General features: G+C 71.1%; 29 protein-coding genes. 21 read left to right on the forward strand and 8 right to left on the reverse strand.

Annotated elements, in window-relative coordinates:
• From ACZ6ZI_RS30825 to ACZ6ZI_RS30870, 10 genes are all read left to right on the forward strand, one after another.
• Positions 1–384, forward strand: coding sequence for a TadE/TadG family type IV pilus assembly protein (locus ACZ6ZI_RS30825; RefSeq protein WP_469526263.1), 384 nt, complete (start codon positions 1–3; stop codon positions 382–384).
• 24 nt (positions 385–408) lie between these two features.
• On the forward strand, positions 409–852 hold the full coding sequence (locus ACZ6ZI_RS30830; protein ID WP_469526265.1) for a TadE/TadG family type IV pilus assembly protein: 444 nt from the start codon (positions 409–411) through the stop codon (positions 850–852).
• Positions 849–2,195 (forward strand): CpaF family protein, encoded by a 1,347-nt coding sequence (locus tag ACZ6ZI_RS30835; protein ID WP_469526267.1) that lies wholly within the window; start codon positions 849–851, stop codon positions 2,193–2,195. Before ACZ6ZI_RS30830 ends, ACZ6ZI_RS30835 begins: the two co-directional genes overlap by 4 nt.
• Positions 2,192–3,130, forward strand: coding sequence for a type II secretion system F family protein (locus ACZ6ZI_RS30840; RefSeq protein WP_469526268.1), 939 nt, complete (start codon positions 2,192–2,194; stop codon positions 3,128–3,130). The genes ACZ6ZI_RS30835 and ACZ6ZI_RS30840 overlap by 4 nt, the downstream gene beginning before the upstream one ends.
• 10 nt (positions 3,131–3,140) lie before the next feature.
• On the forward strand, positions 3,141–4,043 hold the full coding sequence (locus ACZ6ZI_RS30845) for a DUF5936 domain-containing protein (protein WP_469526271.1): 903 nt from the start codon (positions 3,141–3,143) through the stop codon (positions 4,041–4,043).
• Positions 3,986–4,726: a response regulator gene (locus ACZ6ZI_RS30850; protein WP_469526273.1), complete on the forward strand. Its 741-nt coding sequence runs from the start codon at positions 3,986–3,988 to the stop codon at positions 4,724–4,726. Before ACZ6ZI_RS30845 ends, ACZ6ZI_RS30850 begins: the two co-directional genes overlap by 58 nt.
• Positions 4,727–4,836: 110 nt before the next feature.
• Complete coding sequence (locus tag ACZ6ZI_RS30855; RefSeq protein ID WP_469526276.1) at positions 4,837–5,046, forward strand: hypothetical protein; 210 nt, start codon at positions 4,837–4,839, stop codon at positions 5,044–5,046.
• Complete coding sequence (locus ACZ6ZI_RS30860; protein WP_469526279.1) at positions 5,043–5,687, forward strand: pilus assembly protein TadG-related protein; 645 nt, start codon at positions 5,043–5,045, stop codon at positions 5,685–5,687. The genes ACZ6ZI_RS30855 and ACZ6ZI_RS30860 overlap by 4 nt, the downstream gene beginning before the upstream one ends.
• Positions 5,688–5,716: 29 nt before the next feature.
• Positions 5,717–6,307: a hypothetical protein gene (locus ACZ6ZI_RS30865; RefSeq protein ID WP_469526282.1), complete on the forward strand. Its 591-nt coding sequence runs from the start codon at positions 5,717–5,719 to the stop codon at positions 6,305–6,307.
• Positions 6,308–6,311: 4 nt separating this feature from the next.
• Positions 6,312–6,947, forward strand: coding sequence for an OmpA family protein (locus tag ACZ6ZI_RS30870; protein ID WP_469526284.1), 636 nt, complete (start codon positions 6,312–6,314; stop codon positions 6,945–6,947).
• Here ACZ6ZI_RS30870 and ACZ6ZI_RS30875 read toward each other — a convergent pair.
• The gene (locus ACZ6ZI_RS30875; RefSeq protein ID WP_469526287.1) at positions 6,944–7,513 is read right to left on the reverse strand and encodes a TetR/AcrR family transcriptional regulator; all 570 of its coding nucleotides are present in this window, start codon (positions 7,511–7,513) and stop codon (positions 6,944–6,946) included. The two genes, ACZ6ZI_RS30870 and ACZ6ZI_RS30875, sit on opposite strands and share 4 nt — an antisense overlap.
• Positions 7,514–7,627: 114 nt before the next feature.
• Between ACZ6ZI_RS30875 and ACZ6ZI_RS30880 the strand changes: the two genes are divergently transcribed.
• Positions 7,628–8,053 (forward strand): nuclear transport factor 2 family protein, encoded by a 426-nt coding sequence (locus ACZ6ZI_RS30880; protein WP_469526290.1) that lies wholly within the window; start codon positions 7,628–7,630, stop codon positions 8,051–8,053.
• A gap of 104 nt (positions 8,054–8,157) precedes the next feature.
• On the opposite strand, the gene ACZ6ZI_RS30885 is transcribed toward ACZ6ZI_RS30880, so the two are convergent.
• The gene (locus ACZ6ZI_RS30885; protein ID WP_469526291.1) at positions 8,158–8,757 is read right to left on the reverse strand and encodes a TetR/AcrR family transcriptional regulator; all 600 of its coding nucleotides are present in this window, start codon (positions 8,755–8,757) and stop codon (positions 8,158–8,160) included.
• Positions 8,758–8,886: 129 nt separating this feature from the next.
• On the opposite strand from ACZ6ZI_RS30885, the gene ACZ6ZI_RS30890 reads away from it, so the two are divergent.
• The 3 genes from ACZ6ZI_RS30890 (at position 8,887) to ACZ6ZI_RS30900 (ending at position 12,057) form a co-directional block, all read left to right on the forward strand.
• On the forward strand, positions 8,887–10,476 hold the full coding sequence (locus tag ACZ6ZI_RS30890; RefSeq protein ID WP_469526293.1) for an MDR family MFS transporter: 1,590 nt from the start codon (positions 8,887–8,889) through the stop codon (positions 10,474–10,476).
• A gap of 282 nt (positions 10,477–10,758) precedes the next feature.
• Positions 10,759–11,595 (forward strand): polysaccharide deacetylase family protein, encoded by an 837-nt coding sequence (locus ACZ6ZI_RS30895; protein WP_469526294.1) that lies wholly within the window; start codon positions 10,759–10,761, stop codon positions 11,593–11,595.
• A gap of 138 nt (positions 11,596–11,733) precedes the next feature.
• Entirely contained in the window at positions 11,734–12,057 is a 324-nt protein-coding gene (locus tag ACZ6ZI_RS30900) for a nuclear transport factor 2 family protein (protein ID WP_469526296.1), read from the forward strand.
• A 24-nt stretch (positions 12,058–12,081) separates the two neighbouring features.
• Here the strand turns inward: ACZ6ZI_RS30900 and ACZ6ZI_RS30905 are convergent, their stop codons facing one another.
• Positions 12,082–13,212, reverse strand: coding sequence for a serine hydrolase domain-containing protein (locus ACZ6ZI_RS30905; RefSeq protein WP_469526300.1), 1,131 nt, complete (start codon positions 13,210–13,212; stop codon positions 12,082–12,084).
• A gap of 182 nt (positions 13,213–13,394) precedes the next feature.
• Here ACZ6ZI_RS30905 and ACZ6ZI_RS30910 point away from each other — a divergent pair, with 182 nt between their 5' ends.
• Complete coding sequence (locus ACZ6ZI_RS30910) at positions 13,395–14,021, forward strand: hypothetical protein (protein WP_469526302.1); 627 nt, start codon at positions 13,395–13,397, stop codon at positions 14,019–14,021.
• 195 nt (positions 14,022–14,216) lie between these two features.
• Here the strand turns inward: ACZ6ZI_RS30910 and ACZ6ZI_RS30915 are convergent, their stop codons facing one another.
• From ACZ6ZI_RS30915 to ACZ6ZI_RS30925, 3 genes are all read right to left on the reverse strand, one after another.
• Entirely contained in the window at positions 14,217–15,473 is a 1,257-nt protein-coding gene (locus ACZ6ZI_RS30915) for an extracellular solute-binding protein (RefSeq protein WP_469526303.1), read from the reverse strand.
• A gap of 371 nt (positions 15,474–15,844) precedes the next feature.
• A complete protein-coding gene (locus tag ACZ6ZI_RS30920) occupies positions 15,845–16,462 on the reverse strand; it encodes an SMI1/KNR4 family protein (RefSeq protein ID WP_469526306.1) in 618 nt (205 codons plus the stop codon).
• Positions 16,463–16,498: 36 nt separating this feature from the next.
• Positions 16,499–16,924: a DUF192 domain-containing protein gene (locus ACZ6ZI_RS30925; protein ID WP_469526308.1), complete on the reverse strand. Its 426-nt coding sequence runs from the start codon at positions 16,922–16,924 to the stop codon at positions 16,499–16,501.
• Positions 16,925–16,986: 62 nt separating this feature from the next.
• Here ACZ6ZI_RS30925 and ACZ6ZI_RS30930 point away from each other — a divergent pair, with 62 nt between their 5' ends.
• Entirely contained in the window at positions 16,987–17,715 is a 729-nt protein-coding gene (locus ACZ6ZI_RS30930) for a prepilin peptidase (RefSeq protein WP_469526310.1), read from the forward strand.
• Positions 17,716–17,867: 152 nt separating this feature from the next.
• Here ACZ6ZI_RS30930 and mgrA read toward each other — a convergent pair whose 3' ends face one another.
• Positions 17,868–18,905: an L-glyceraldehyde 3-phosphate reductase gene (mgrA, locus tag ACZ6ZI_RS30935; RefSeq protein WP_363061962.1), complete on the reverse strand. Its 1,038-nt coding sequence runs from the start codon at positions 18,903–18,905 to the stop codon at positions 17,868–17,870.
• Between the two features lie 128 nt (positions 18,906–19,033).
• Here mgrA and ACZ6ZI_RS30940 point away from each other — a divergent pair, with 128 nt between their 5' ends.
• From ACZ6ZI_RS30940 to ACZ6ZI_RS30960, 5 genes are all read left to right on the forward strand, one after another.
• Positions 19,034–19,795 (forward strand): isoprenyl transferase, encoded by a 762-nt coding sequence (locus ACZ6ZI_RS30940; protein ID WP_249767575.1) that lies wholly within the window; start codon positions 19,034–19,036, stop codon positions 19,793–19,795.
• A gap of 353 nt (positions 19,796–20,148) precedes the next feature.
• Positions 20,149–21,465 (forward strand): PhoH family protein, encoded by a 1,317-nt coding sequence (locus ACZ6ZI_RS30945; protein ID WP_363061965.1) that lies wholly within the window; start codon positions 20,149–20,151, stop codon positions 21,463–21,465.
• Between the two features lie 444 nt (positions 21,466–21,909).
• A complete protein-coding gene (locus tag ACZ6ZI_RS30950) occupies positions 21,910–22,638 on the forward strand; it encodes an aggregation-promoting factor C-terminal-like domain-containing protein (protein WP_469526313.1) in 729 nt (242 codons plus the stop codon).
• A gap of 126 nt (positions 22,639–22,764) precedes the next feature.
• Positions 22,765–24,105: an AI-2E family transporter gene (locus ACZ6ZI_RS30955; RefSeq protein WP_469526315.1), complete on the forward strand. Its 1,341-nt coding sequence runs from the start codon at positions 22,765–22,767 to the stop codon at positions 24,103–24,105.
• Complete coding sequence (locus tag ACZ6ZI_RS30960) at positions 24,089–24,814, forward strand: hypothetical protein (protein WP_469526318.1); 726 nt, start codon at positions 24,089–24,091, stop codon at positions 24,812–24,814. The genes ACZ6ZI_RS30955 and ACZ6ZI_RS30960 overlap by 17 nt, the downstream gene beginning before the upstream one ends.
• 37 nt (positions 24,815–24,851) lie before the next feature.
• Here the strand turns inward: ACZ6ZI_RS30960 and ACZ6ZI_RS30965 are convergent, their stop codons facing one another.
• On the reverse strand, positions 24,852–25,487 hold the full coding sequence (locus ACZ6ZI_RS30965) for a VOC family protein (protein WP_469526321.1): 636 nt from the start codon (positions 25,485–25,487) through the stop codon (positions 24,852–24,854).
• Positions 25,488–25,541: the final 54 nt, after the last annotated feature.

Here is a 25,541-nt window from a genome sequence, read left to right on the forward strand (position 1 = left end):
ATGGACGCGGGCGGATCCGTACGCCGGGACCGGAAGCACGACGGCGACCGCGGCCAGGTGGCCGTCGAGTTCGTCGGCATGGTCCCGCTCATCCTGCTGCTCGTCGCGGCGGTGTGGGAGTGCGTACTGATCGGCTACGCCTTCTCCCTCGTCGGCAACGCCGCCGACGAAGCGGCCCGCGCGGGCGCCGTCAAGAACGACGGGGCGTGCGTCGCCGCCGCCGGGGAGCACATCTCCGGGGCCTGGGGCAGGGAAACGGACTGCGGCCGGGCCGGGGACGTCTACAAGGCCACCGTCTCGGTGCAGATCCCCGTGCTCTTCCCCGGACTGAACTTCGGCCGGATCCACGGCACCGCCGGCGCCGCCATGGAACGGGAGGAGTGAGGCGCAGTGAGGAGCACCGAGGACGTGAGGACACCGACACCGCGCACCCGCTCCGACCGGGGCCAGGTCGCCCTGGAGTACATCGGCTTCGTCCCGATCCTGCTGTTCGTCGCGCTCTGCGGGATCCAGCTCGGCTGGATCGCGTACGTCCACGAACAGGCCGACACCGCCGCCCGGACGGCGGCCCGCGTGGAGGCCCGCACGGGCGGTGGCGGGGCGGCGGCCGGCAGGGCCGCGGTACGCGGCGGCCTCACGGCGACCGTCGTCGTGACCAAGAACGCCGACGCCGTCACCGCGAACGTCTCCATCACCATCAACTCGATCATCCCCGGACTGAACCCCGACCCGGCCACCGCCACCGCCGTCATGCCCAACGACGACCCCGGCACCCTCACCGACCCCGACACCGACCCCGACACCCTCGTGAACAGCGCCGGCGCCGACGGCCCGAAGGGATCCCGACCATGAGCCTGCGTTCCCGGGTCACCACCCCCGAAGACCGGGGCGGCCCCCGCGAGGACGGCCACCTGGTCTCCTCCTACCGGGCCAAGCTGCTGGAGGAGATCGACCTCGCCGAGATGTCCGCGCTCGCGCCCGCCGAGCGCCGCGCCCGCCTCGAACGCGTCCTCGGGCACATCATCAGCCGCGAGGGCCCCGTCCTGTCCACCGTCGAACGCGACCGGCTCATCCGCCGGGTCGTCGACGAGGCTCTCGGACTCGGCGTCCTGGAACCGCTCCTCGAAGACGCCTCCATCTCCGAGATCATGGTCAACGGCCCCGACCAGATCTTCGTCGAACGCGCCGGCCGGGTCGAACAGCTCCCGCTGCGCTTCGCCTCGCACGAGCAGCTCATGCAGACCATCGAGCGCATCGTCTCCACCGTCAACCGACGCGTGGACGAGGCCAATCCCATGGTCGACGCCCGCCTGCCCAGCGGCGAACGCGTCAACGTCATCATCCCGCCGCTCTCCCTCACCGGCGCCACCCTCACCATCCGCCGCTTCCCGCGCGCCTTCACCCTGCCCGAGATGATCACGCTGGGCTCCCTCGACGAGCAGATGCTCCTGCTGCTGTCCGCGCTGGTCCAGGCGAAGCTGAACGTGATCGTCTCCGGGGCCACCGGCACCGGCAAGACCACCCTCCTCAACGCCCTCTCCGGACTGATCCCGGAAGGCGAACGCATCATCACCATCGAGGACTCCGCCGAACTCCAGCTCCAGCAGGCGCACGTCATCCGGCTCGAATCCCGCCCCGCCAACGTCGAGGGCAACGGCCAGATCACCATCCGCGACCTCGTACGCAACAGCCTGCGCATGCGCCCCGACCGCATCATCGTCGGCGAGGTCCGCGGCGGCGAGACCCTCGACATGCTCCAGGCCATGTCCACCGGCCACGACGGCTCCCTGGCCACCGTCCACGCCAACAGCTCCGCCGAGGCCCTCACCCGCCTCCAGACCCTCGCCTCCATGTCGGAGATCGAGATCCCCTTCGAGGCCCTCCAGGACCAGATCAACAGCGCGGTCGACGTCATCGTCCAACTGACCCGCTTCGGCGACGGCTCGCGCCGCATCACCGAGATCTCCCTCCTCGAATCCCACGGCCGCGAACCCTTCCGGATCACCACCGCCTGCCGCTTCCTCGCCCAACCCATGGGCCACGACGGCCGGGTGCACGGCCACTTCGTCCACCACCCGCTGCCGCGCCGCACCGCCGAACGCCTCTACCTGCACAACCAGCCCGTCCCCCAGGCCTTCGGCGTGGCCCCGCCCGACGGCTTCCACGACCCGCTCACCTCACGGACCGTCCTGTGACCAACCTCGTCCTCCTCACCCTCGGCGCCACCCTGCTGGCGGGCCTGTTCGTCACCCTCGGCGTACACGCGTACGCCGCCGGCCTCGAACGCCGCGCCGCCCTCATCGAACGCCTCTCCGCGGAGGGAACCCCCGAGCCCACCGGCCGCCGCCGCCGCTTCCAGGGCGTCGACCGGCGACTGCGCGGCACCCGGCCCGGCCGCCGCCTCGAACGGAAGCTGGCCACCACCGGCCTGGACCTCACCCCGGGCGAGTTCCTCGTCTACATGCTGGCCGCCATCGCGGGCGTCTGGCTCGTCTGCGCCTCCCTGCTGGCCCCCTTCTTCGGGCCCGTCGCCGGACTGATCGGCGTCTGGGCCGCGAACGCCTTCCTCAACTGGCAGCGGGCCCGGCGCACGGAGCGCTTCATCAACCAGCTCCCCGAACTGGCCCGCATCCTCGCCAACGCCACCCAGGCCGGGCTGGCCCTGCGCACCGCCATCGCGATGGCCGCCGAGGAACTGGAGGCACCGGCCGGCGAGGAACTGTCCCGGGTCGCCGACCGGATCGCCGTCGGCCACTCCATCGAGGAGGCCCTCGGGGAGATCGTCGAACGGCTCCCCTCGCGCGAGCTCGTCGTCCTCGTCTCCACCCTCGTCCTGTCCGCCCGCGCCGGCGGCGCCATCGTCGGCAGCCTGCGGAACCTGACCGTCACCCTGGAACAGCGCAAGGAGACCCGCAGGGAGATCCGTACGCAGCTCTCCCAGGTCACGGTGACCGCGTACCTCGTGCCCGCCATCGGCCTCGGCTCGCTGCTGCTGGTCAACACGATGATGCCCGGAGCCCTCGACCGGATGACCGGCGCCTTCGTCGGACAGCTCGCGGTGATCGTCTCGCTCGGCCTCTTCGCGCTGGGCTTCGTCCTCATCCGCCGGCTCTCGAAGATCGACGTGTGAGGGGGCACCGGTGACCGCGTACGTACCCCTGCTCCTGGCCCTGACCTGCGCCCTGTCCGTCTTCGGCATCCTGCACGGCATCCGCCTCTACCGGGCCGACGTCAAACTCCCCACCGACCTCGCCCTCGCCCTGGAGGTCGGCGCCACCCGCACCACGGCCGTCGGCTCCGTCATCGACCGCCTCGGCATCCGCTGGGCACCGCTCGTCCTGCGCCTGATGGGCCCCAGGCAGGTCGCGCGCAAGCGCCGCCAGATCGACATGGCGGGCAACCCCGCCGGCCTGACCATCGACCGGTACGCGGCACGCCGCGCCGTGTACGGCTTCCTCGGCGGCTTCGGCGCGCTCGCCATGCTGATGAACGGCCGCCTGGTACCCGCCCTCCTCATGATCGCCTTCGGGCTGTTCTGGATCGAGTTCGGCCTGTGGTCCGCGATCCGGGTCCGCCGCGACCACATCGAGCGGATACTGCCCGACTTCCTCGACGTGCTCGCCGTCGTCGTCAGCGCCGGACTCGGCTTCCGCCAGGCGCTGGAGAGGGTCGCCGACAAGTACGACGGCCCCTGGTCGGACGAGATCCGGATCACCCTCCAGCAGATGGACATGGGCGTCAGCCGCCGCCAGGCCTTCGACGACCTGCGCCGGCGCAACGACTCCGAGCAGGTCGCCCAGTTCGTCACCGCCCTCCAACAGGGCGAGGAACTCGGCTCCCCGATCGTCGACACCCTCATCGCCATCGCCGAGGACATGCGGCGCACCGACGCCCAGAACGCCCGCCGCCGGGCCGCCCGGGCCGTCCCGAAGGCCACCTTCGCGGTGACGATGTTCATGCTGCCGGGCACCCTGATCCTCCTCGTGTGCGGCTTCGTCTACGGGGCGGACGTCGACTTCGGCGCCCTGCTCGGGGGCGGGTGATGGCCATCCGCGTCCTGATCGCGGACGACGACCCCGTCGTCCGGGCGGGCCTGGCCGCCCTCCTGTGCGAAGCCGGCGGCTTCGACGTCGCCGCCCGGGCGGCCGACGGCCACGAGGCCCTGACCCTGACGCGCCGCCACGCCCCGGACGTGATCCTGCTGGACGTCCGCATGCCCGGCGTCGACGGCATCTCCGCCCTCCCGCACCTGGCCGCCCTGGCCCCCGTCCTGATGCTGACCCACAGCCGCGACGCCGGCACCGTACGGGAGGCCCTGCTCCTGGGCGCGGGCGGCTACCTGGTCCACGGCGAGTTCACCGCCGAGGACCTGATCCGGGCCGTCCGCGACGTCCGCGAGGGCCGCGCCCACTTCACGACGACGGCGGCGACGGCCCTCCTCGCGGACCTCCGCGCCTCTTCGCAGCCGCAACGAGCTGTGGCATCCTCGACGGAGCGGATGCACAACTCGGTGACGTACGGGCTGAGTTCGCGAGAGGCAGAGATCATGGACCTGATCGCGTCCGGCATGAGCAACCAGCAGATCGCCGGAGCCTGCTTCATCAGCGAGAAGACGGTCAAGAACCACATCAACCGCATCTTCGCGAAGCTCCGCAGCACCACCCGCAGCGAGGCGATAGCCCGCTGGCTGGGAACCGCCCGTCCGGGAGTGACCGGCCATGGCTGACCGCCGCGCACAGTGGGTCCGCATTTGGGCCCCGGGACCCTTGGTGACGACCCGTAACCCAACGTACCGTCCGCAAATCGACAGCGGCCCCGGCCCGGGAGGAACCCCCGATGTTGCAGAACACCCTGGCAAGGATCCGAAACCGCTACACGGTCAAGCCCGCGAAAGACCGCGGCCAGACGGCGTTCGAATACCTGGGGATCATCCTGGTGGTCGTGGTGATCATCGGCGCCATTGTCGGAACGGGCATCGGTACCGCCATCACGGACCGGATCAGCGCCGCCGTCGCGGCCATCACCGCTGGAGGCGGCGGAAAGTGACGTTGGGTCGCCACGGCGACCGAGGGCAGGCCTTTCCCATCTACATGGTGGCGATCGTGGGTCTGCTCTTTGCTGCGCTCGTCTTCTTCGTTGTCGGGCAGGCCGGAGTCACGAGAAGTAACGCGCAGGGTGCGGCCGACGCGGCAGCCCTGGCTGCTGCCGGTGAAGCAAGGGACAACGTTCTCGTCGGGCTTGACTTGATCAGTCTCAGGCCCGCCGACTGGTCGAAGATCGCCGATGGTGATCTGCTCACCGGCCGAGGCGTCTGCGCCGAGGCCGACGCGTTCGCTGCCCTGAACGACGCCACGGCCGTCTGCGAGGTGGCCATGCCCGAAGTCACCGTCACCGTGACCACGAACGGCACGGTGGGCAAGTCGGTCGTCCCCGGTACTGAGGAACTGCAAGGCAGAGCCACGGCCAAGGCGAGGATCAGCCCGCGCTGCTCCTTGCGGTCCGCCCCGGCTCCGGTCCCGGCTTCGCCCGCCCCGACACCGAGTGCGACGCCCAGCGCGAGCCCCACACCGGTGTTGGGGGACGTCACGTTCGTCTGCGAAGGAAAGTCGCTCAGTTTGGACCCGGCGGACCCGGGCCCGCTGAACCGGCTGGCAAGGGCCCTGTTCACGGTTCGACTGGTCGACTGACAAGCACGCGAGAGAAGGAAGCCGCATACATGAGCACTCGGCACACGGTGAAGGTCCGCGGGGGAGTGGCCGCTGTCGTCGCGGCCGTCTTGGCCCTCGCGCTGGCCGGATGCGGCGGGGGCGACGACAAGAAGCCGAGCGCCGAAGGGCAGCCGAGCGGTTCGCAGTCACAGAGCAGCGGATCGAACAAGCCCGCCACCAACGCCGTTCCCGTCCCTCAGACGACCGAGGTGATCGGAACGTCCAACGGTGACCCCGGCATCGTGCTGACCGTGAACTCGGCCGTGCGGGACTCCGGAGGCTTCATCACGGTCAGCGGGCAGATCAAGAACGGCGGAACCGCCGTCTTCACGAAGGTCACGGCCTGGCGCGGCGATGAGCGAGACGCGAGCGGCACGTCCATCGCGGGCGCGACCTTGGTCGACAAGGCGGGCAAGAAGCGCTACTACGTCCTTCGGGACACCGAGAGTCGTTGCCTGTGCTCAACGGGCATCACTCGCATCGATCCTGGGGCCTCGATTCCGTTCTTCGCACAGTTCCCGGCACCTCCGGCAAGCACTACCGAGGTGGACTTCGCCATCCCGACGTTCGCCACGGCCACCATCAAGATCTCTGGGTGACGCCATGACAAAACGCCACCGCACAGCCGCCACGACCGCCGTCGCCGGGCTCGTCATCGCCGGCGCCCACATGATCGGTGCGACCGGAGCGCACGCCGACGAGGTGAAGCCCTCCGTGCCCCCCGGGACCGAGCCGTCCGCCGCGGCGCCCGTGGCCATCGACTCCAACGCGCCCGGCCTCAAGATCCCCCAGGGCGGGACCCTCGCGCCGATCAAGGTGCTCGACATCGCCGAGGTCGTCGAGGACCTCGGCGGTGAGCAGCGGCGGCAGGAGACGAACCAGACCGTCATGATGGCGTTGCAGTCCGAGGTGCTGTTCCCCGAGAACAGCGCGGTGTTCAACGCCCAGGCGTCCGCCCGGATACAGGCCATCGCCAACGAGATCAACACCCAGAAGGCCACCCGCGTCCGCGTCTTCGGCTTCACCGACGACCAGGGCAGCTACGAGCACGGCAAGGAGCTGTCCAAGCAGCGCGCCGACGCCGTGCAGGCGGAGTTGGCCAAGACGGTGACCAATCCCGGCGTCACCTACGACGTCCGCGGCTACAGCGAGGACTACCCGATCGCCGACAACGGCACCGAGGAAGGCCGCAAGAAGAACCGCCGGGTCGAGATCACCTTCCCCCGGGGAGCCTCCTAGCCGTCGAGGGTCACGTCCGTCAGGAGGCGGTGCGCGGCCCGGGCGGCGTGGCGGGCCGGTTCGGGGCCGGGGTCGAGGGCGGCGACCGCCGTGGCGCCCTCGACGAGGATCAGCAACTGGTCGGCGAGCACCGGGTCGCCCGGGGCCAGGTCGCCGAGCAGGGAGCGCAGTTCCGCCTTGTGGCGGCGTACGACGTCCAGCACCCCGGCGGGGCCCGCGCCGAGTTCCCCGTGGGCGTTGAGGAAGGCGCAGCCGCGGAAGCCCGGTTCCCCGAACCAGTCCTCCAGCCAGGCGAAGAGCGCCGCCACCGGGTCCGGGGTGCCCGTCACGGCCTGCCGCAGGCTCCGGATCCAGCGCCGGTCGCGCCGCTCCAGGTAGGCGGTGACCAGCGCTTCCTTCGACGGGTAGAGCCGGTAGAGCCGCTTGAGCGCGACCCCGGACTCCGCTCGGACGCGGTCCATGCCGACGGCCTGCACGCCCTCGGCGTAGAACAGGGCCTCGGCCGCGTCCAGCAGGCGGGTCCGGGTCTGTTCGTCGTCGGTGGGGGGAGCCGTGCGCGGGGTCATGGGGGAAGGGTAGTCCAGATCCCTTGCGGGGAGAACGGTCGTTCTCTAGGGTGTGGTGAGAACGATCGTTCTCCATCGTGCCCCCGAGTCGAGCCGTAGCGAAAGGCCGCCCTCATGAGTGCCGCGTCCGCCGTACGTCCGCCCCTGCCCCCCTTCACCGAGGAGTCCGCCCGCGCCAAGGTCCAGGCCGCCGAGGACGCCTGGAACAGCCGCGACCCCGAGCGCGTCGCCCTCGCCTACACGGAGGACTCCGTCTGGCGCAATCGCGACCGCTTCCTCACCGGCCGCGACGACATCCGCGCCTTCCTCGCCGACAAGTGGGAGCGCGAGCTCGACTACCGCCTGCGCAAGGAGCTCTGGGCCTACACCGGCAACCGCATCTCCGTCCGCTTCGAGTACGAGTGGCACGACGCGGCCGGCCGGTGGTTCCGCAGCCACGGCAACGAGCAGTGGGAGTTCGACGCCGACGGCCTCATGCGCCGTCGTGAGGCGAGCGTCAACGACGTCCCCATCGCCCCCGAGGACCGCCGCATCGTCTAGCGGCCGCTCGGCAGCCCGGCAGCCCGGCAGCCCGGCCGCTCGGCAGCCCGGCAGCCCGGCCGCTCGGCAGCCCGGCCGCTCGGCGGCTCAGGCCGCTCCGCCGCTCAGGCTGCCTCGCCCGCTCCGTGCGCCCGCGTGATGAGGTCCGTCGCGACCTCCAGGGCCGCGAGCCGGGTCTCCTCCGGGTCGCCCTCCATGTGCTGGAGGAACATCATCCCCGCGTGCAGGGTGAACAGGGCGCTCACGCAGCGCACCTGGTCGGTCAGCGGGCCCTCCTCCGTGCGCAGGAGTTCCACCAGCGTGAAGAGCCGCTTCTTGACCGTCTCGCCGATGCTCAGCTCCCGCATCGTCGCCTGGTTCTCCTGCATGAAGCGGTACAGCGGGGCGCCCGCGGCCATCGCCTCGCTGTAGCGGCGCAGCACCTCGCGCTTGGTCTCCAGGGTCCGGGGCTGTTCCCCGGCCCATTCGATCAGCTCGTCGATCGGCCGGGTGAGGTCCTCGAAGACGCTGATGATGATGTCTTCCTTGGTCTTGAAGTGGTAGTAGAGCGCCGCCTTCGTGACCTCCAGCCGCTCCGCGATCTCCCGGAGCGAGGTCTTCTCGTACCCCTGCTCCGCGAAGAGCTCCAGCGCGACGTCCTGAATGCGCTGGCGCGTGTTTCCGCGCCTGCCCTGCGGAACCGCGCCGCCGGAGCTGCTGGACATGACTCTCCCCATGCTTGCTTACTTGACGCCCGGCTAGTGCCGGGTCTACCTTCCCCAGTGTAGTGAACTAGCCGGGCGACAAGTAAGTTCCCGGCCGGGCGAGGAAGCGCTGGTGCCAGGGGAGTGGAAATGACCGAGACAGTCAAGCCGACGGCGAAGTCCGGGGAGGTGAAGCCGCGCAGCGTCCGCGTCGTCCTCATGGCCCTGATGATCGCGATGCTGCTGGCCATGCTCGACAACATGATCATCGGTACCGCCATGCCGACGATCGTCGGCGAGCTCGGTGGTCTCGAACACCTCTCGTGGGTGGTGACCGCCTACACCCTCGCCACCGCCGCCTCCACGCCGATCTGGGGCAAGATCGGCGACCTGTACGGGCGCAAGGGCTCCTTCCTCACCTCGATCGTCATCTTCCTGATCGGCTCCGCCCTCAGCGGCATGGCCCAGGACATGGGCCAGCTCATCGGCTTCCGCGCCATCCAGGGCCTCGGCGCCGGCGGCCTGATGGTCGGCGTCATGGCGATCATCGGCGACCTGATCCCGCCCCGCGAACGCGGCAAGTACCAGGGCATGATGGCCGGCGTGATGGCCCTCGCCATGATCGGCGGCCCGCTGGTCGGCGGCACCATCACCGACCACATGGGCTGGCGCTGGTCCTTCTACATCAACCTCCCGCTCGGCGCCGTCGCGCTCGCCATGGTCACCGCGGTCCTGCACCTGCCCAAGAAGGCGGACGGAGTCCGACCGAAGATCGACTACATCGGCGCGGCGCTGCTGACGATCGCGATCACCTCCACCGTCCTCCTCACCACCTGGGGCGGCACCGAGTACGCCTGGGGCTCCGCCGAGATCATCGGCCTGATCGTCGTCGGCGTGCTCTCCACCGCGGCCTTCCTCTACGCCGAGACCAGGGCGGCCGAGCCGGTCATGCCGCTGCACATCTTCCGCAGCCGCAACTTCACCCTGATGTCCGTGATCGGCTTCCTCGTCGGCTTCGCGATGTTCGGCGGCGTGCTCTACCTCCCGCTGTTCCAGCAGTCGGTGCAGGGCGCCTCGGCCACCAACTCGGGCCTGCTGCTCCTGCCGATGCTGCTCTCGATGATGCTCGTCTCGCTCGTCGCGGGCCGGATCACCACCAACAGCGGCAAGTACAAGATGTTCCCGATCATCGGCGGCGCGCTCATGGTCGTCGGCATGTTCCTGCTCGCGACCATGGACACCGGCACCTCGCGCCTGGTCTCGGGCGTCTACATGGCCGTCCTCGGCGCCGGTCTGGGCTTCCTGATGCAGATCACCATGCTGGTCGCGCAGAACAGCGTCGAGATGAAGGACATGGGGGTCGCCTCCTCCTCCGCCACCCTCTTCCGCACCCTCGGCGGATCCTTCGGCGTGGCCCTCATGGGCTCGCTGTTCACCGGCCGGGTCACGGACACGATGTCCGAGCGGCTCGGCCCGCAGGCCGCGAACGCCGCAGGCGCCGCCCAGCTCGACGCGGCGAGCCTGGCCAAGCTGCCCGAGCAGGTCCGTGACGCCTACCAGCACGCGGTGGCCGCAGGCACCCACTCCGCCTTCCTGCTCGGCGCGGCCATCGCCGTACTGGGCTTCCTGGCGGCCTGGTTCGTCAAGGAGGTCCCGTTGCGGGGCGCCGGCCCGGCCGCACAGCCCGCGGGCGAACAGGCCAAGGGGGCCGCGGCCCCGCAGGACACCTTCGCGCACTGAGCCGCACTGAGCCGCACCGAGCCGCACCGAGCCGGGCGGCGGCGAGACCGCCGCCCCGCACGGCCGCATGACGAAGGCGGGTGCCGCCCCGGGTCCTCCCGGGGCGGCACCCGCCTTCGTCATGCGGCCGTGTGACGGAAGCGGTCGGAAGTGTCATTCGGGGCCATGAAGGACCAAAGTCCTTATTACCTGTAATTTATGGGGCAATTGAGCGGAACCCCTCACCAATCCAAGGCGTCATGACCCACAAGGCCCTTTCAAGGGCGGATGGGGAGTGGACACATGACGCGTACGCAGAAGCACGGAGGCCTCCGGTCCCGGATCGCCGTGGGAGCCTCGGCCGTCGCCGTCGCCGCGACCATATGGGGAGTCACCGCCCTGGTCACGATCGACGGCGACGCCGGGCGGTCCGCCGGCGGCCGGTCCCGTACGGACGACGGCGGCCCGGCGGGCTCCGGCCCCTCGGCGGGCTCCTCGGCGGGCTCCTCCTCCGGCATACCCGAGACCATCGCCCACCTCTCCGAGGCGGGCGGCGACGCCGTCAACATCACCATCGACGACGGCCCCGACCCCCGCTGGACCCCGCAGGTGCTGGACGCCCTGGCCCGGCACGGGGCCAAGGCCACCTTCTGCATGATCGGCCCCCAGGCCAAGGCCCACCCCGACCTGGTCAAGCGGGTCGTCGCCGCCGGCCACCGGCTCTGCGACCACTCCATGACCCACGACACGGGCATGGACAAGAAGCCCGTCGCCTACCAGCGGGCACAGATCCTCGACGCGAAGAGGCTCATCGAGGAAGCGGCCGGCGATGGCGCGAAGGTCGAGTACTACCGCGCCCCCGGCGGGGCCTTCACCCCCGACAGCCGCCGCATCGCCGCCGCGGCCGGGATGCGCCCGCTCGGCTGGAACGTCGACACCAAGGACTTCGCCAAGCCCGGAGCCGCCGCCATCGTCGACACCGTCAAGCGCGAGATCGGCAACGGCCCCACCCTGCTCTTCCACGACGGGGGCGGCGACCGCCGGCAGACCGTCACCGCCCTCGACCAGGTCCTGACCTGGCTGAAGGAACAGGGCCGCCCGACCGGCTTCCCGATCCGCACGGCGCCCGAGTCCCCCTGAGACCACCGGACCCTGACACGCCGTCCGGCTGCGAACGGGTGACGGTCGACCCCCCGGACCCGCCCGGGGTGTTCCCTGGTCGCGCACGCAGCACCGTACGCGCCACCCCACCCGTCCCACGCGCGACCAGGAGACCCCGTGATCCAGCCGGACCAGCTCACCGACCCGACCGTCCGCGCCTTCGTCAAGGCCGTCAACGCCGGCGACCGCGCGGCCTTCGAGGCGCTCCTGACCCCCGGCGCGACCATGTCCGACGACGGCTCCGACCAGGACGTCGCCGACTGGACCGAGCGGGAGATCTTCTCCTGCGGCGGCCACATGGCCGTCGCCTCCGAGTCCGACGGCGGGCGCGCCCTGGTCGTCGACTACCGCAACGACACCTGGGGCGAGATGCGCACCGCCTGGCGGTTCCACGTCACCGGCGACGGCCACGTCAGCCGCTTCGAGACCGGCCAGGCCTGAGCCCCGCCGGCCCCGGCCCCCTCCTCACAGCCCGCGCGCGACCTTCAGCACCGCCGCCGTCAGCCGCTCGTTCTCCGGGGCCATCCCGCCCGGGAAGGCGAAGCGGCGGCGCGTGTACCCGTACGCGATCCCCGTGACGGGGTCGGCGAAGCCCTGCCCGCCCGAAGCGCCCTGGTGCCCGAAGGCCTCCGGACCGACGGCGGGCTGCCGCTCGAAGCCCAGCCCGAAGTGGTCCGGGGTCGCCGTGACCACGTCCACGTCCGGAGTGTGCGGACGGGCCACCTCGGCCAACGCGTCCGGCTTCAGCAGCGCACCCCGCTCGTCCAGGCCGGCGGCCGCCGCGAACAGGGCGGCCACCCCGCGCGCGGAGCCGACGCCGCCCGCCGAGGCCGGACCGAGGGCCAGCGTCTTCGGGTGGTTGGCGTAGGCCACCATGTCCATCGGCGGCTCCCGGTGCGCGTTGAAGGCCACCTTCATCAGCTCGGGCATCGGCCCGCCGGCGACGAGCTCCGCGATCTGCTCCGGCGTCGGCAGCATCTCCAGGACCGGCTTCCAACGGCCCTCCTGCTCCGCCGGCAGCCCCAGGTACAGGTCCAACCCGTACGGGGCCCGCACGCGCTCCTCGTACAGCTCCTGGACGGAGCGGCCCGTCACCCGGCGCACCACCTCGCCCGTCAGGGCGCCGATCACGAAGGCGTGGTAGCCGTACGCCGTCCCGGGCTCCCAGTAGGGCTCCGCGCCGGCCAGCCGCTCCGCGATCAGGGCGTCGTCGGCGATCTCCTCGTACGAGAGGCCCTCCGGGGTGTTGATCAGCCCCGAGCCGTGCGCGACGAGCTGCCGCACCGTCAGCCGCTCCTTGCCGTGGCCGGTGAACTCCGGCCAGTACGAGGACACCGTTCGGTCCAGGTCCAGTACGCCGTCCTGCGCGAGGAGGGCGACCACCAGGTGCGCGGCGGCCTTCGTGATCGAGAAGACCCCGGTCAGGGTGTCCGCCCCGGTGTCCTCGCCGGCCCACAGGTCCACCACGGTTCGCCCGTGGTGACTCACCGCCAGCTGGGCCTCCGGCGCGTGCGGTTCGGCGGCGACGAAGGCCTCGAACTCCTCCCGGACGCTCTCCCAGCCCGCTGCCACCGTGCCGTTCACGGTCACGCTCATGTTCGTCCCCCGCTGCTTCGTATCGGTCGTTCGTGTCGTGCGAGGCGAGACAACCAGAGGTCCGGAGCCGGTGTTCCCGCCCTGGTGGGGAATGTGTCACCTCCGCCCGCGGCGCCCTCCCGTACGGGTGAACGCGCGCACGGCCTCGTTCCGGCCCGCCGAAGCGGGGCGTTGGTACGGGCATGAACCGCACCCGCACCGCCGCCCTCGCCCTCGCCGCCGCCGTCGCGGCCCTCGTCCCCGCCCTCGGCCAGGCCCCGGCCGGCGCCGCCGAGGCGGCGAAGTACCTCCAGGACCCGGCCGGGGACGGCAAGAAGATGAAGTCGATGTGGACGAAGGACGACATGCACAAGGTGGAGGGCCAGTTCCGGTTCTACCCCGGCGTGCAGTACAAGACCGTCACCCGTCCGGGGCCCGACGGCGCGCCGGAATGGGAACGCCAGGTCGGCGACCCGAAGACGCTGGCCTGGCTGCCCTCGTACGAGTTCGCCTGGGCGGTGTCCGACTCCGCGCTGGTCAAGAGGGCCGTCACCACCAAGGAGGGCAAGCACCCGATCGTCGTCCACGCCGTGCTGCGCGACGCGAAGCGCGCCAAGGCGGGCGAGGTCACCCGGGAGCTGAAGGACCGTCCGGCGACGGGGAAGGAGAAGGTGGCCGGGGACCGGCGGATCGCCTGCGACACCGGCGTGTACACGGTGGAGTGGTCGGTCACGCGCACGGGCTACGGGACGCTCACGGGCACCCTGAACTGGGATTCCAGCTGCGAGCAGTACCGGACGGCGTTCGCCGCGAACCACGGCGGGATCTAGCAGCCGGGGAAGGGAGGCGGGAGAGGGGCGAGGAAGGGAGGAAGGCCTGTCGCCCCGTGCACCTTGTGGGTGCCCGGCGGGCGACTGGGCCACGGCCTTGGATCAAGTGCCGTCCCCGTCATTGTGCCGCACGGGATGGGGTGCGACAGGGGTCGAAGGTCCTGTGTCGTACGGGACTTCGGGGGTGTGCTGCGTTCAGTTCCTCGGAGCCGCCGCGGAGGCCTTGGCCTTCGCGGCGATGTCCTCCAGGACCGCCTTGGGGTTGCCGTTCGGTTCGACGGCGCGGCCGATGTTGCGCTTGAGGTTGTCGCTCACCTTCACCCACGACGGGTCGTTCACCGGGTACAGCTGCGCGCCGCGCAGGGCGGTCAGGAAGTCCGTGTCGATGGCGTCGAGGCCGCCGCCCGCCGGGGTGCGGGACGCGGTGACCGTCGAGGGCAGCAGGTGGTAGCGGCCCGCGAAGTCCGACAGGTTCTTGTCCTGGTAGACGAAGTCCAGGAACTTGCCGATCTCCTCCTTCTTGCCGTTCTGCTTGAACGCCATCATCCAGTCGGCCACGCCGACGGTCGGCGGGGTCTCGCCCACGCCGAGGGCGTCCGAGACCGGCATCGACACGGCCTTCAGGCTGATGCCCTTGGCCCGGGCCTCGTGGGAGAGGGAGGGGTAGCCGTTGACCATGCCGACCTCGCCGCGCAGGAAGGCCGCGAAGGCGTCGGCGCGGTTGAGCTGGGACGGCGGGGTCGGTCCGGTCAGGCCGGGGCCGACCAGCTTCTCCTTGAGCCAGTTGAAGGTGTAGACGTTCTGTTCCGAGGCCAGGGCGTAGTTGCCGCTGCTGTCGGCGTAGCCGCCGCCGTTGCTCAGCTCCCAGATCAGCGCCTCCGCGTGCGCCTCCTCCGGCCCCAGCGGCAGCGCGTACGGGTACTTCACTCCCTTGCCCTTGAGGGCCTTGGCGGCGGCCTCCAGGGCGGACCAGGTCTTCGGGGCCTCGGTGATGCCGGCCTGCCGGAAGAGGGCCTCGTTGTAGAACAGCAGGCGGCTGCTCGCCACGAAGGGCAGGCCGTAGAGGGTGTTGCCGACCGAACCGGCCTCGGCGAGCGGCGGCAGGAAGTTCGCCTCGGCGGAGATCGAGAGGAGTTCTTCCGCGGAATAGAGCTTTCCCTGCGCGGCGAAGTCGGAGTAGGAGCCCATCAGGGCCATGTCCGGCGCCTTGCCGTCCTGGACCATGCGGCTGACCTCGCGGTCGATGTCGGCCCACGGCAGGAGTTTGACCTCCACCTTGATACCGGGATGGGCGGAGGTGAAATCGTCCGTCACCTTGTCCCAGAAAGCCTTCGAGCTGTTCCCCGCGTTGTCGCCGTATTCGGCGGCGATCAGGCGCAGGGTGTCGCCGCTTGCGCCCGCCTCCGAACTTCCGCAGGCAGACAGCGGTATCAGCAGGCCGAAAGCGGCCACGGCGGCCGTACTGCCGAATATTTTTCGTCGCACGGGTGGGTACCCCTGATTTTCTTTTGAGCCCGTTATTACTTATGAGTTACTCCGGGCTGGGGTGTCCCTCCGTGGCCCGTTGGCCGGAATTCTCTCCTGGCCCCCGGGTGGTTGGTTCCATTGGGTCGGCACTTGTGTTCAATGCTCCAAGTGCGGGATTTCTCCATGGTGTTTTCCGATATGCGTCGGCTGTTTTGGACGCGCGTAGAGGCGGCAGAAGTCCACAGAAACGCCGAAAAGCCCGATTCCGGGTCGGAAGCGGGTTGTGGTCAGGCGGTGGGCGTCGGACGGAGGGTGGCGGGCGTCGGGCGTCGGGCGTCGGGTGGCGGGCGTCGGAGTCAGTCGGCGAAGTCGCCGGCGTACGGGTCCGGCTCGCCCGTCTCGGGATTGCGGCCCTCCTGCCAGCGCCGCTGGGCCTTGCGCCAGTGGACGAAGCCGATGTGCCCGGCGTCCCAGAAGGTGATCCCGACGGGGCTCACGTCGAACTCGTCCGAGCACAGCCGCAGCAGGAACTCGGCCATGCCGTACGGGTACACGGCGAAGGCGTCGGCCGTGTGCCGCCCCACGACCAGGACCGGCCACCGGTCCGGGTCCGGACCGTCGGTCAGCCAGCACAGGATGTCCGAGCCGCCCGTGACCCCCCAGGCGACGATCGACTCCGGGTTCACGTCGAAGGCGGCCCGGCCGCCCTGGTCCGCCCAGATCTGGCGGGCGTTCGCGGTCTCCTCGGCCATCTCGGCCGGGTCCCACTGGAGTCCGGGCTTGGGCAGCGGCAGCAGGATGGAGGCCTCGCCGTTGATGGAGCCCGCGCCGAAGCGGCCCATGAAGGCGACGTAGTCGGCCGGGAAACGGGTCCCCCAGGCGGCCTCGGCGGCCTGCCAGTCGATGTCCTCGTCGGCCCCGTGGGTCGCCGGCATGATCTGCTCCAGCGCACCGATCCGCGCGTTCTCCGTCATGCCGCTCCCCTGAGACCCCAGCTCAACCGCCCCAACCTACCGCCCGTCGGCCTCGCCGGCCGGCCCCGGTCGAGCCGTCCTCGGGTCCTCGTCCGGCCCCGTCGCCACGCGCACCCGACAGCCCGGGCGCAGTCCCCAGCCGGCCATCGCCCCCGCGCCGGCCTCCAGTACGTGCCGGGAGCGCGGCCGGGGCAGCCCGAGCCGGCCCGGCCGCATGGTGACCACGGCCAACACCCGCAGCCGCCGGTCCAGATAGGCCACGTCGACGGCGAAGCGCATCCCGAAGGTGTGCACGCTCGCCGCCGGGGTCAACAGCAGTGCCCCCTCGACCCCGTCGCGCCCGAGCAGGCCGCGCGTCCGGGCCCGGTACGAGGCCGCCACCTCCAGCGGCACCTCGACCCACGGACCCCCCTCGGCGACCTCGACCCCGAGCGTGCCCCCACCGTCCCGCCAGCGCCCCATGGCGGCCAGCGTAGGCCCTGGCGGGGCTGTCCCGCGGATCACGACGGGGCTACCTTCGGCGGGTGCGGGTATTCGTGATCGTCATCGCCGTCGCGTACGGGGCGACCGCCGGGCTGCTGCTGCCGCGCGCCGTCTACCGACTGTCCGCCCCGGCGGGGGAGCCCTGGCGCGCGCTGTGTCCCGACGGGCACCGGGTCCCCGGCTGGCTCGGGCCCGCCCGCTGCCGCGCGCCGGGGCACGGCTACGGGGCGGGCCGGGTCGGCCTCCTCGCCGGAGCGGCCGGCGCGGCGGTGTGCGCCGCCCTCGCGGCCGCGTCGGGCCCGCGCCCCGAGACGGCGGTGTTCGTCGCGCTCGCCCCGGCGCTGGTGCTGCTGGCCCTGGTCGACCTCGCCGTGCACCGCCTGCCCGACGTGCTCACCCTCCCGCTCGCCGCCGCCACGGCCGCCCTGCTCGGCCTCGCCGCCCTGCTGCCCGGCGCCGCCGGGTCGTGGCGGCTCGCTCTGCTGGGCGGGGGAGCGCTCGGGGCGGCGTACCTCCTGCTGTACCTGATCAACCCGGCCGGGATGGGCCTCGGCGACGTCAAGCTGGCGCTCGCGCTGGGGGTCGCTCTTGGGTGGTACGGGTGGGGGGTATGGATCGCCGGAGCCTTCCTCGGCCTCCTCTACGGCGCCCTGTACGGCCTCGGCCTTGTGGTTCTTGGCCGGGCGACCCGCCGGACGGGTTTCGCCCTGGGCCCCTTCATGGCCGCCGGAGCCCTCACCGGAATGCTGCTGGGCGGATTCGGAGCGTAATCATTTGGCGCCGATGCACGCATCAGGCTTTACGAAGGGTTATGGTGGAACCCCCCCCTCGGGCCGGTCCGTATCCCCCCCACGGACCGGCCCGTTTTTTCTTTTCCCGCGCTTTCCTCAGGATTTCCTCAAGCCCGGGGCATCGCCGCAGGTCAGCCGCGCTGGGCCCAGATGTTGGTGCCGGGGGTGGACACCGCGAAGGAGTCGATCTCCTTCAGTTCCTCCGCCGAGAGGGGCTCGCCGGCCAGTGCCGCGACGTTCTCCTCCAGCTGCCGCACGCTCGAAGCCCCGATCAGGGCCGAGGTCATCCGGTCGTCGCGCAGCACCCACGTCAGCGCCAGCTGCGCCAGCGACTGGCCGCGCCGCGCGGCGATCTCGTTCAGCCCCTCCAGGCGCCGCAGCACGTCCGGCGACAGCAGCGAGGGGTTCAGGGACTTGCCCTGGCTGGCCCGCGAGCCCTCCGGGATGCCCTGGAGGTACTTGCCGGTGAGCATGCCCTGGGCGAGCGGCGCGAAGGAGATGCAGCCCATGCCGGCGTCCTCCAGGGTGTCCAGCAGCGCGTCCTCCTCCGTCCAGCGGTTGATCATGGAGTACGAGGGCTGGTGGATCAGCGGGCGCACGCCCATGTCGGTGAGGATCCGCGCGGCCTCGGCCGTCTGCTCGGCCGTGTACGAGGAGACGCCGACGTAGAGCGCCTTGCCCTGGGCCACCGCGGACGCGAGCGCGCCCATGGTCTCCTCCAGCGGGGTCTCCGGGTCGAAGCGGTGCGAGTAGAAGATGTCGACGTGGTCGACTCCCATCCGCTTCAGCGAGGCGTCGAGCGAGTTGAGCAGGTACTTGCGGCTGCCCCACTCGCCGTAGGGGCCGGGGTGCATCAGGTAGCCGGCCTTGGTGGAGAGGACCAGCTCGTCGCGGTACCGCGCGAAGTCCTGGGCGAAGATCTTGCCGAAGTTCAGCTCGGCCGAGCCGGGCGGCGGGCCGTAGTTGTTGGCCAGGTCGAAGTGGGTCACGCCGAGGTCGAAGGCGCGGCGCAGGATCGAGCGCTGGGACTCCAGGGACCGGTCGTCGCCGAAGTTGTGCCAGAGGCCGAGGGAGATGGCGGGGAGCTTGAGGCCGCTGCGACCCGTGCGCCGGTAGGGCATGGAGTCGTAGCGGGAGGGCTCTGCCCGATAGGGATTGTTATCAGTCACGATGTCCTCCCTATCACGGACTTGTGACAGACCGAGTTGGGTACCCGATCCCGGCGCGCAGTAATGTGGCGGACCTCGGGGGAGACCGCAATCGGCACGGGGGCATTGCACGGAGGGGCTCGAAGATCGTGAAGCTGCGCGACCTGGTGTACAGGCTCTATGCACGCCGGGTGGAAGGCCGCCTCGACCATGACGCGTCGCCCAAGCACATCGGCGTGATCCTGGACGGGAACCGGCGCTGGGCCAAGGCGTCCGGAGGCACGACGGAGCAGGGCCACCAGGCCGGCGCCGACAAGATCTCCGAGATGCTCGGCTGGTGCACGGAGACGGACGTCGAGGTCGTCACGCTGTGGATGCTCTCCACGGACAACCTGGACCGGCCGGAGGTCGAGCTCCGTCCGCTGCTCAACATCATCGAGAACACGGTCCGGGGACTGGCCGAGGACGGCCGCTGGCGCGTCCACCACGTCGGCAACCTGGACATCCTGCCCTCGCGCACCCAGACCGTGCTGAAGGAGGCCGAGCAGGCCACGCACGACGTCAAGGGGATACTCGTCAACGTCGCCGTGGGCTACGGCGGCCGACAGGAGATCGCCGACGCGGTCCGCTCGCTGCTCCTGGAACACGCGGAGAAGGGCACCTCCTTCGAGGAGCTCGCCGAGGTCCTCGACATCGACCACATCGCGGAGCACCTCTACACGCGCGGCCAGCCCGACCCGGACCTCGTGATCCGCACCAGCGGCGAACAGCGGCTGTCCGGATTCATGCTGTGGCAGAGCGCGCACTCCGAGTACTACTTCTGCGAGGTGTTCTGGCCGGCCTTCCGCAAGGTCGACTTCCTGCGCGCCCTGCGCGACTACGCCGCCCGTCACCGGCGGTACGGGACCTGAGCACGGGAGCCCCCCGGCTCCCCGCGCGGCACCCGGACACCACGGGCCGGACACCCACGCGTCACACCCGCCCCTCCCACGAGGCCTTCACCAGGGGTTCACCGAGCGTCCGTCATATGCCATGGCATGGCGGCCCGCGTTCGAGGGCATAACCCAGGCAGGTCGACGCCCGATCCACGGGTGTCGAGTCTCAGCGGACGGCACAGGGCCGTCCGCCCGGGAGGCCCTTTGCACCAGGACGAGCGTGCGGTTCGCACGGACGGATTGGAGGGCCGGAAAGCGGCCCTGGCATGGGAGCCGTTGACCGGTCCGGTCTTCATGGCCCGACCTCTTCCGAGGGGGTACGTCCTTCCGTGGTGACCAGCACAAAGCGCCGCCTGCCCGACAGGCGGACCTACGTCCTCGACACCAGCGTCCTGCTGGCAGACCCCAACGCGTTCTCCCGATTCGACGAGCACGAGGTCGTGCTCCCGATCGTGGTGATCACCGAGCTGGAGGCCAAGCGGCACCATCCCGAACTCGGCTACTTCGCGCGCCAGGCCCTGCGCCTGCTCGACGACTTCCGGGTTCGCCACGGTCGCCTCGACGCCCCCATCCCGTTGGGCGATCTGGGCGGCAGCCTGCGCGTCGAGCTCAACCACTCCGACCCGGGCGTCCTGCCCGCCGGCTTCCGGCTGGGGGACAACGACTCGCGGATCCTCGCCGTCGCCCGCAACCTCCAGGCCGAGGGCTACGACGTCACGGTCGTCTCGAAGGACCTCCCGCTGCGCATCAAGGCCTCCTCCGTGGGGCTCCTCGCGGAGGAATACCGCGCCGAACTCGCCATCACCGCCACCGGCTGGACGGGCATGAGCGAGCTCGCCCTCTCCGGCGAACAGGTCGACCTCCTCTACTCCGAGGAGCGGCTGTACGTCCCGGAGGCCGCGGAAATGCCCGTGCACACCGGGCTGGTCCTCCAGTCCGAGCGCGGCAAGGCCCTCGGCCGGGTCACGGCCGACGGCAACGTACGGCTGGTCCGCGGCGACCGGGAGGCCTTCGGGCTGCACGGCCGCAGCGCCGAGCAGCGCATCGCCCTCGACCTGTTGCTCGACCCGGAGATCGGCATCATCTCCATGGGCGGCCGGGCCGGCACCGGCAAGTCGGCGCTGGCCCTGTGCGCGGGCCTGGAGGCGGTGCTGGAGCGGAGGCAGCATCAGAAGGTGATGGTCTTCCGGCCGCTGTACGCGGTCGGCGGCCAGGACCTCGGGTACCTGCCCGGTGACGCGTCCGAGAAGATGAGCCCCTGGGCGCAGGCGGTCTTCGACACCCTCTCGGCGGTCGCCGGGCGCGAGGTCATCGAGGAGGTGCTGAACCGGGGGATGCTGGAGGTCCTCCCGCTCACGCACATCCGCGGTCGCTCGCTGCACGACGCCTTCGTGATCGTGGACGAGGCCCAGTCCCTGGAGCGCAACGTCCTGCTGACCGTCCTGTCCCGGATCGGGGCCAACTCGCGGGTGGTCCTCACCCACGACGTGGCCCAGCGGGACAACCTGAGGGTCGGTCGGTACGACGGGGTCGTCGCCGTGGTCGAGAAGCTGAAGGGGCATCCGCTGTTCGCGCACGTCACGCTGACGCGCTCCGAACGCTCCCCGATCGCCGCGTTGGTGACGGAGATGCTCGAAACGCTCTGACCCGGACAGCGGAGCACCGGTTCCGAACCGGTCAAAAACCGCATAGCGGGATGATGAGTTGACGCCGCCCGGCAAAGGTCCGAGAGCCTAGCCGGGCGGCGTCGCGTCGCACAGCCCTTTGTCGAAAACAGACGCGACATCCCTGGTGTGACCTTTCCCACGCAACGCGGAATTGCCTTGCGGCGTCGGGGTCCGGCAGAGTCTGGTTTCCGTCAGGCCCCGCATACGGCACACCTGTATCTCCCGTCGTACCGACGAGGGATGCGCGCAGCACCACAACTCCACAGCCGATGACCGTATGCCGCCCGGTTTCACGCGGCAACCCCCGCAGGGGAGTTGCCCACGGGCCCGTGTCTCCAGTGATCGCACCACCCCGGAGACCAGTGTCGAAGGGGCACTCTCGCGCCCGCGCGGTCACTGCGGACGCTGCTGGAAGGACACCGTGTGAGCCGGATCTCGGTCCGGGGGTTCGCCGTGGCTTCGGCCACCGCGGTCACCACCGTCGGCGCAGTAGTCGGCGTCGCCACTGGCGACGCCTCCTCTTCGAACGACCTCGAGACGACCGCGTCCGGCGCGACGCTCCTGGCCGAGGTTCCGGTCGACGAGCAGGCACAGGTCCAGAGCGCCACCCTCGCGCAGCAGGCCGACAGCATCGCCCACGCGGCCGACGCCGACGCCAAGCGCTCCACCGAGGAGGCCGCCCGCCTCCAGGCCGCCGAGGACGCCAAGTCCAAGAAGGCCGAGGCGGAGAAGGCCGAGAAGGCGAAGAAGGACAAGGAAGAGGCCGACGCCAAGCTCAAGGCCGAGCGGGAGAAGGAGGGCGAGGTCGCGAGCCGGTCCGCCACCCGCGACGCCGGTGACTTCCCCGTCCAGGGCTCCTACACGGTCGCCCAGGTCAAGGAGATCGCCCGGCAGCTGGTGCCCTCCGGGCAGTTCCAGTGCTTCTCCAACATCATCAACCAGGAATCCACCTGGAACTACAAGGCCGTGAACTCGTCCTCGGGCGCCTACGGTCTGGTCCAGGCGCTGCCCGGCACGAAGATGGCCTCGGCCGGCGCCGACTGGCGCACCAACCCGGCCACCCAGATCAAGTGGGGCCTGGGCTACATGAACGAGCGCTACGGCAGCCCGTGCGCCGCGTGGAGCTTCCACCAGGCCAACAACTGGTACTAGCCCGGACCCGGTCGACCACGGGGAGCCCCGCACCGTCCTACGGTGCGGGGCTCCTCGCGTGTACGGTCGTGCGGGGTGTGACCGTACGAGCGCGACCGGCGCGGTGGACGGGGGGAAGGGAATGAGATGGCGAAGAGGGCAGGCTGGCTCGGTCGGCTCGGCAGCAGGCTGAGCCGCATGGAGGCGCGCCTCGACGAGCGGCGCGCCGAGGTCGAGGCCGAGAGCGCGGTCGAACCGCCCTCGCTCCCGGTCGCCGCGGACGCGGCGCGGGAACCCGGCGGCTCGTCGGCGTACGCGCCCCCCGCCGCCCCCGAGCGGCCCGATCCGGTGACCGTCATCCCCTGGGGGGTGCGGGTGGCCGCCGAGGCCAGCTGGCGGCTGCTGCTGCTCGCCGGGATGCTCTGGGTGTTGATGAAGGTGATCAGCGAAGTGCGTCTGGTCGTCCTCGCCTTCGCCGCCGCCATGCTGGTGACCGCCCTCCTCCAGCCGTTCGTGGTGCGCCTGCGCCGGCTCGGGCTGCCGCGCGGGCTGGCCACCGCCGTCACCGCGATCCTCGGCTTCGTGGTGATCGGCCTCGTCGGCTGGTTCGTGGTCTGGCAGGTCATGGACAACCTGGACGACCTGTCCAGTCGTGTCCGCGAGGGCATCAACGAGCTGAAGAGCTGGGCGCTCGACAGCCCGTTCCACGTGACCGAGAAGCAGATCAACGACATCGCGAAGAACCTCAGCGAGACCATCGGCACCAACACCGAGCAGATCACCTCGGCCGGGCTCCAGGGCGTGACGGTCCTGTTCGAGGTGCTGACCGGCATGCTGCTGGCGATGTTCTCGACGCTGTTCCTGCTCTACGACGGCAAGCGCATCTGGACCTGGGTGCTCGGCCTGCTGCCGGCCGCCGCCCGTCCCGGTGTCGCGGGCGCCGGCCCGCGCGCCTGGCGGACCCTGACGGCGTACGTGCGCGGCACGGTGCTCGTCGCGCTCATCGACGCCGTCTTCATCGGCCTGGGCCTCTACTTCCTCGACGTGACGATGGCCGTGCCGCTGGCCGTGTTCATCTTCCTGTTCGCCTTCATCCCGCTGGTGGGCGCCGTGGTCTCCGGTGCCCTCGCCGTGGTGGTGGCGCTGGTGACCGAGGGGCCGTTCATCGCGCTGATGGTGGTGGTCGTGGTGCTCGCGGTGCAGCAGATCGAGGGCCACGTGCTCCAGCCGTTCATCCTGGGACGGGCGGTACGGGTCCATCCGCTCGCGGTGGTGCTCTCCGTCGCGGCCGGCGGCATGATCGCGGGCATCGGCGGCGCCGTCGTGGCGGTACCGCTGGTCGCCGTCACCAACACCGTGGTGGGCTACCTGAGGGCCTACTCCTACGAGCGCCACCAGGGGCACGCCGCGCCGGCCGGTCCGGGGCCGCACGGGGCGACGGCCACGACCGTCACCACCCGGGAGGCCGGGGATGATCAGCGAGCCTGAGCTGGAGGGGGAGTGGCCCCCGCGGCCGGCCGCCGCGGGGGCGCGCGGGGGTGCCGAGGGGCCGGCCGGGCCGGACGGCCCCGAGGGCCCCGACGGGCCCGGGCGGCCGTTACGGGCGTCCCGCCGGCCGTGGGCGTGGGCGCTGGGCGGGGCGGTGGCCGCCTCGGCGCTCTGGGCGGGGTTCCTCACCGTGCAGGATCGTTTCACCACCGCCGCGCCGCCGCCCGAGGTGGCCTACCGGCACTCCGAGGACCTCTGCGAGGACGCACCGCTGTCCGCCGTCGGCGCGCTGACCGGCCGCTTCGAACGCGGCCGGCCCAGGCACGGCGAGGACCCGCGCGTGGACTGGTCGTACTGCGGGATGGGCACGCAGTGGACCGAGGGCGGGGCCGGCTACGAGGTGCGCCTCCAGGTGGAGCTGCACAAGAAGGTCGACCCCGAGCCCGAGTTCGGCGCCGGCCCGAGCGGCGATCCGGAGGCCGGGTCGGGGCTCATCGAGGTCCAGGAGGTGCCGGGCCTGGGTGAGCGCGCCCTGTTCGACCGCAACGTGACGGCGCCCCGCCTGCGGGTCCTCGACGGGGGCGCGGTCTTCACGCTCACCCTCCAGGAGTACCGGGACGGGGGTGACCCCCTCGACGAGGACGCCGTCACCTCGGCGATGATCGAGGACGTGCGCACGCTGATGAAACGCCTGCGCGGCGGGACCTGAACCCCGGACCGCCCCTTCGGCCGGCGGCCCGCCCCGGTCAGATCGTGACCGTGCCGTGGGCGGTGGCGAACTCGACCGACACCAGGCCCGGTTCCTCGTCCTCGACCCAGGTGACGTCGATCTGGTCGAGGGGGTGGTCGGCCGGTTCGCCGAGGAATTCGGCGATGGAGGCGGCGTCGCCGGCGATGGAGACCCCGTGGATGCTGGTGGAGGTGCGCGGGTCGGCGCTCGGGCGCTCCTCGGTGGGGACCAACCACTGGAGGAAGTAGGGCAGTTGCGGATCCTCCAACAGCTCCAGCAGGCCGATCTGCTTCCACCGCAGGTCGAACCCGTCGGGGCGGACCCGGTGGCCCTCGGCCGAGGTGCGGCCGAGGCGGGCCTCGACCGGGGCGATGTCGTCGATGGAGACCACCCAGCCGAGCCAGCCGCCGCCCTCGGCGGCGCGCCGCGCGACGGCCTGGCCGAAGGGGGCGCGGTCGGCGGCGGGGTGGTCGAGGGTGGTGACGACCTCGACGTAGGTGCCGCCGCTCAGCGGGAGGATGAAGTTGCGGGTGCCGAACCGCGGGTGCACGCCCCCGTCGACGAACCCGGCTCCGAGGGCCGATCCGATCCACTGGACGGTCGACACGAAGCTGTCGCGGGCCACGGCATAGGACACGTGATCAAGTCGCACCGCGTCATCATGGCCCGACGACCCCGCACAAATCCGGACGCCACGCCCGCAGCC

It is taken from the genome of Streptomyces sp. NPDC103540, from assembly GCF_055584445.1.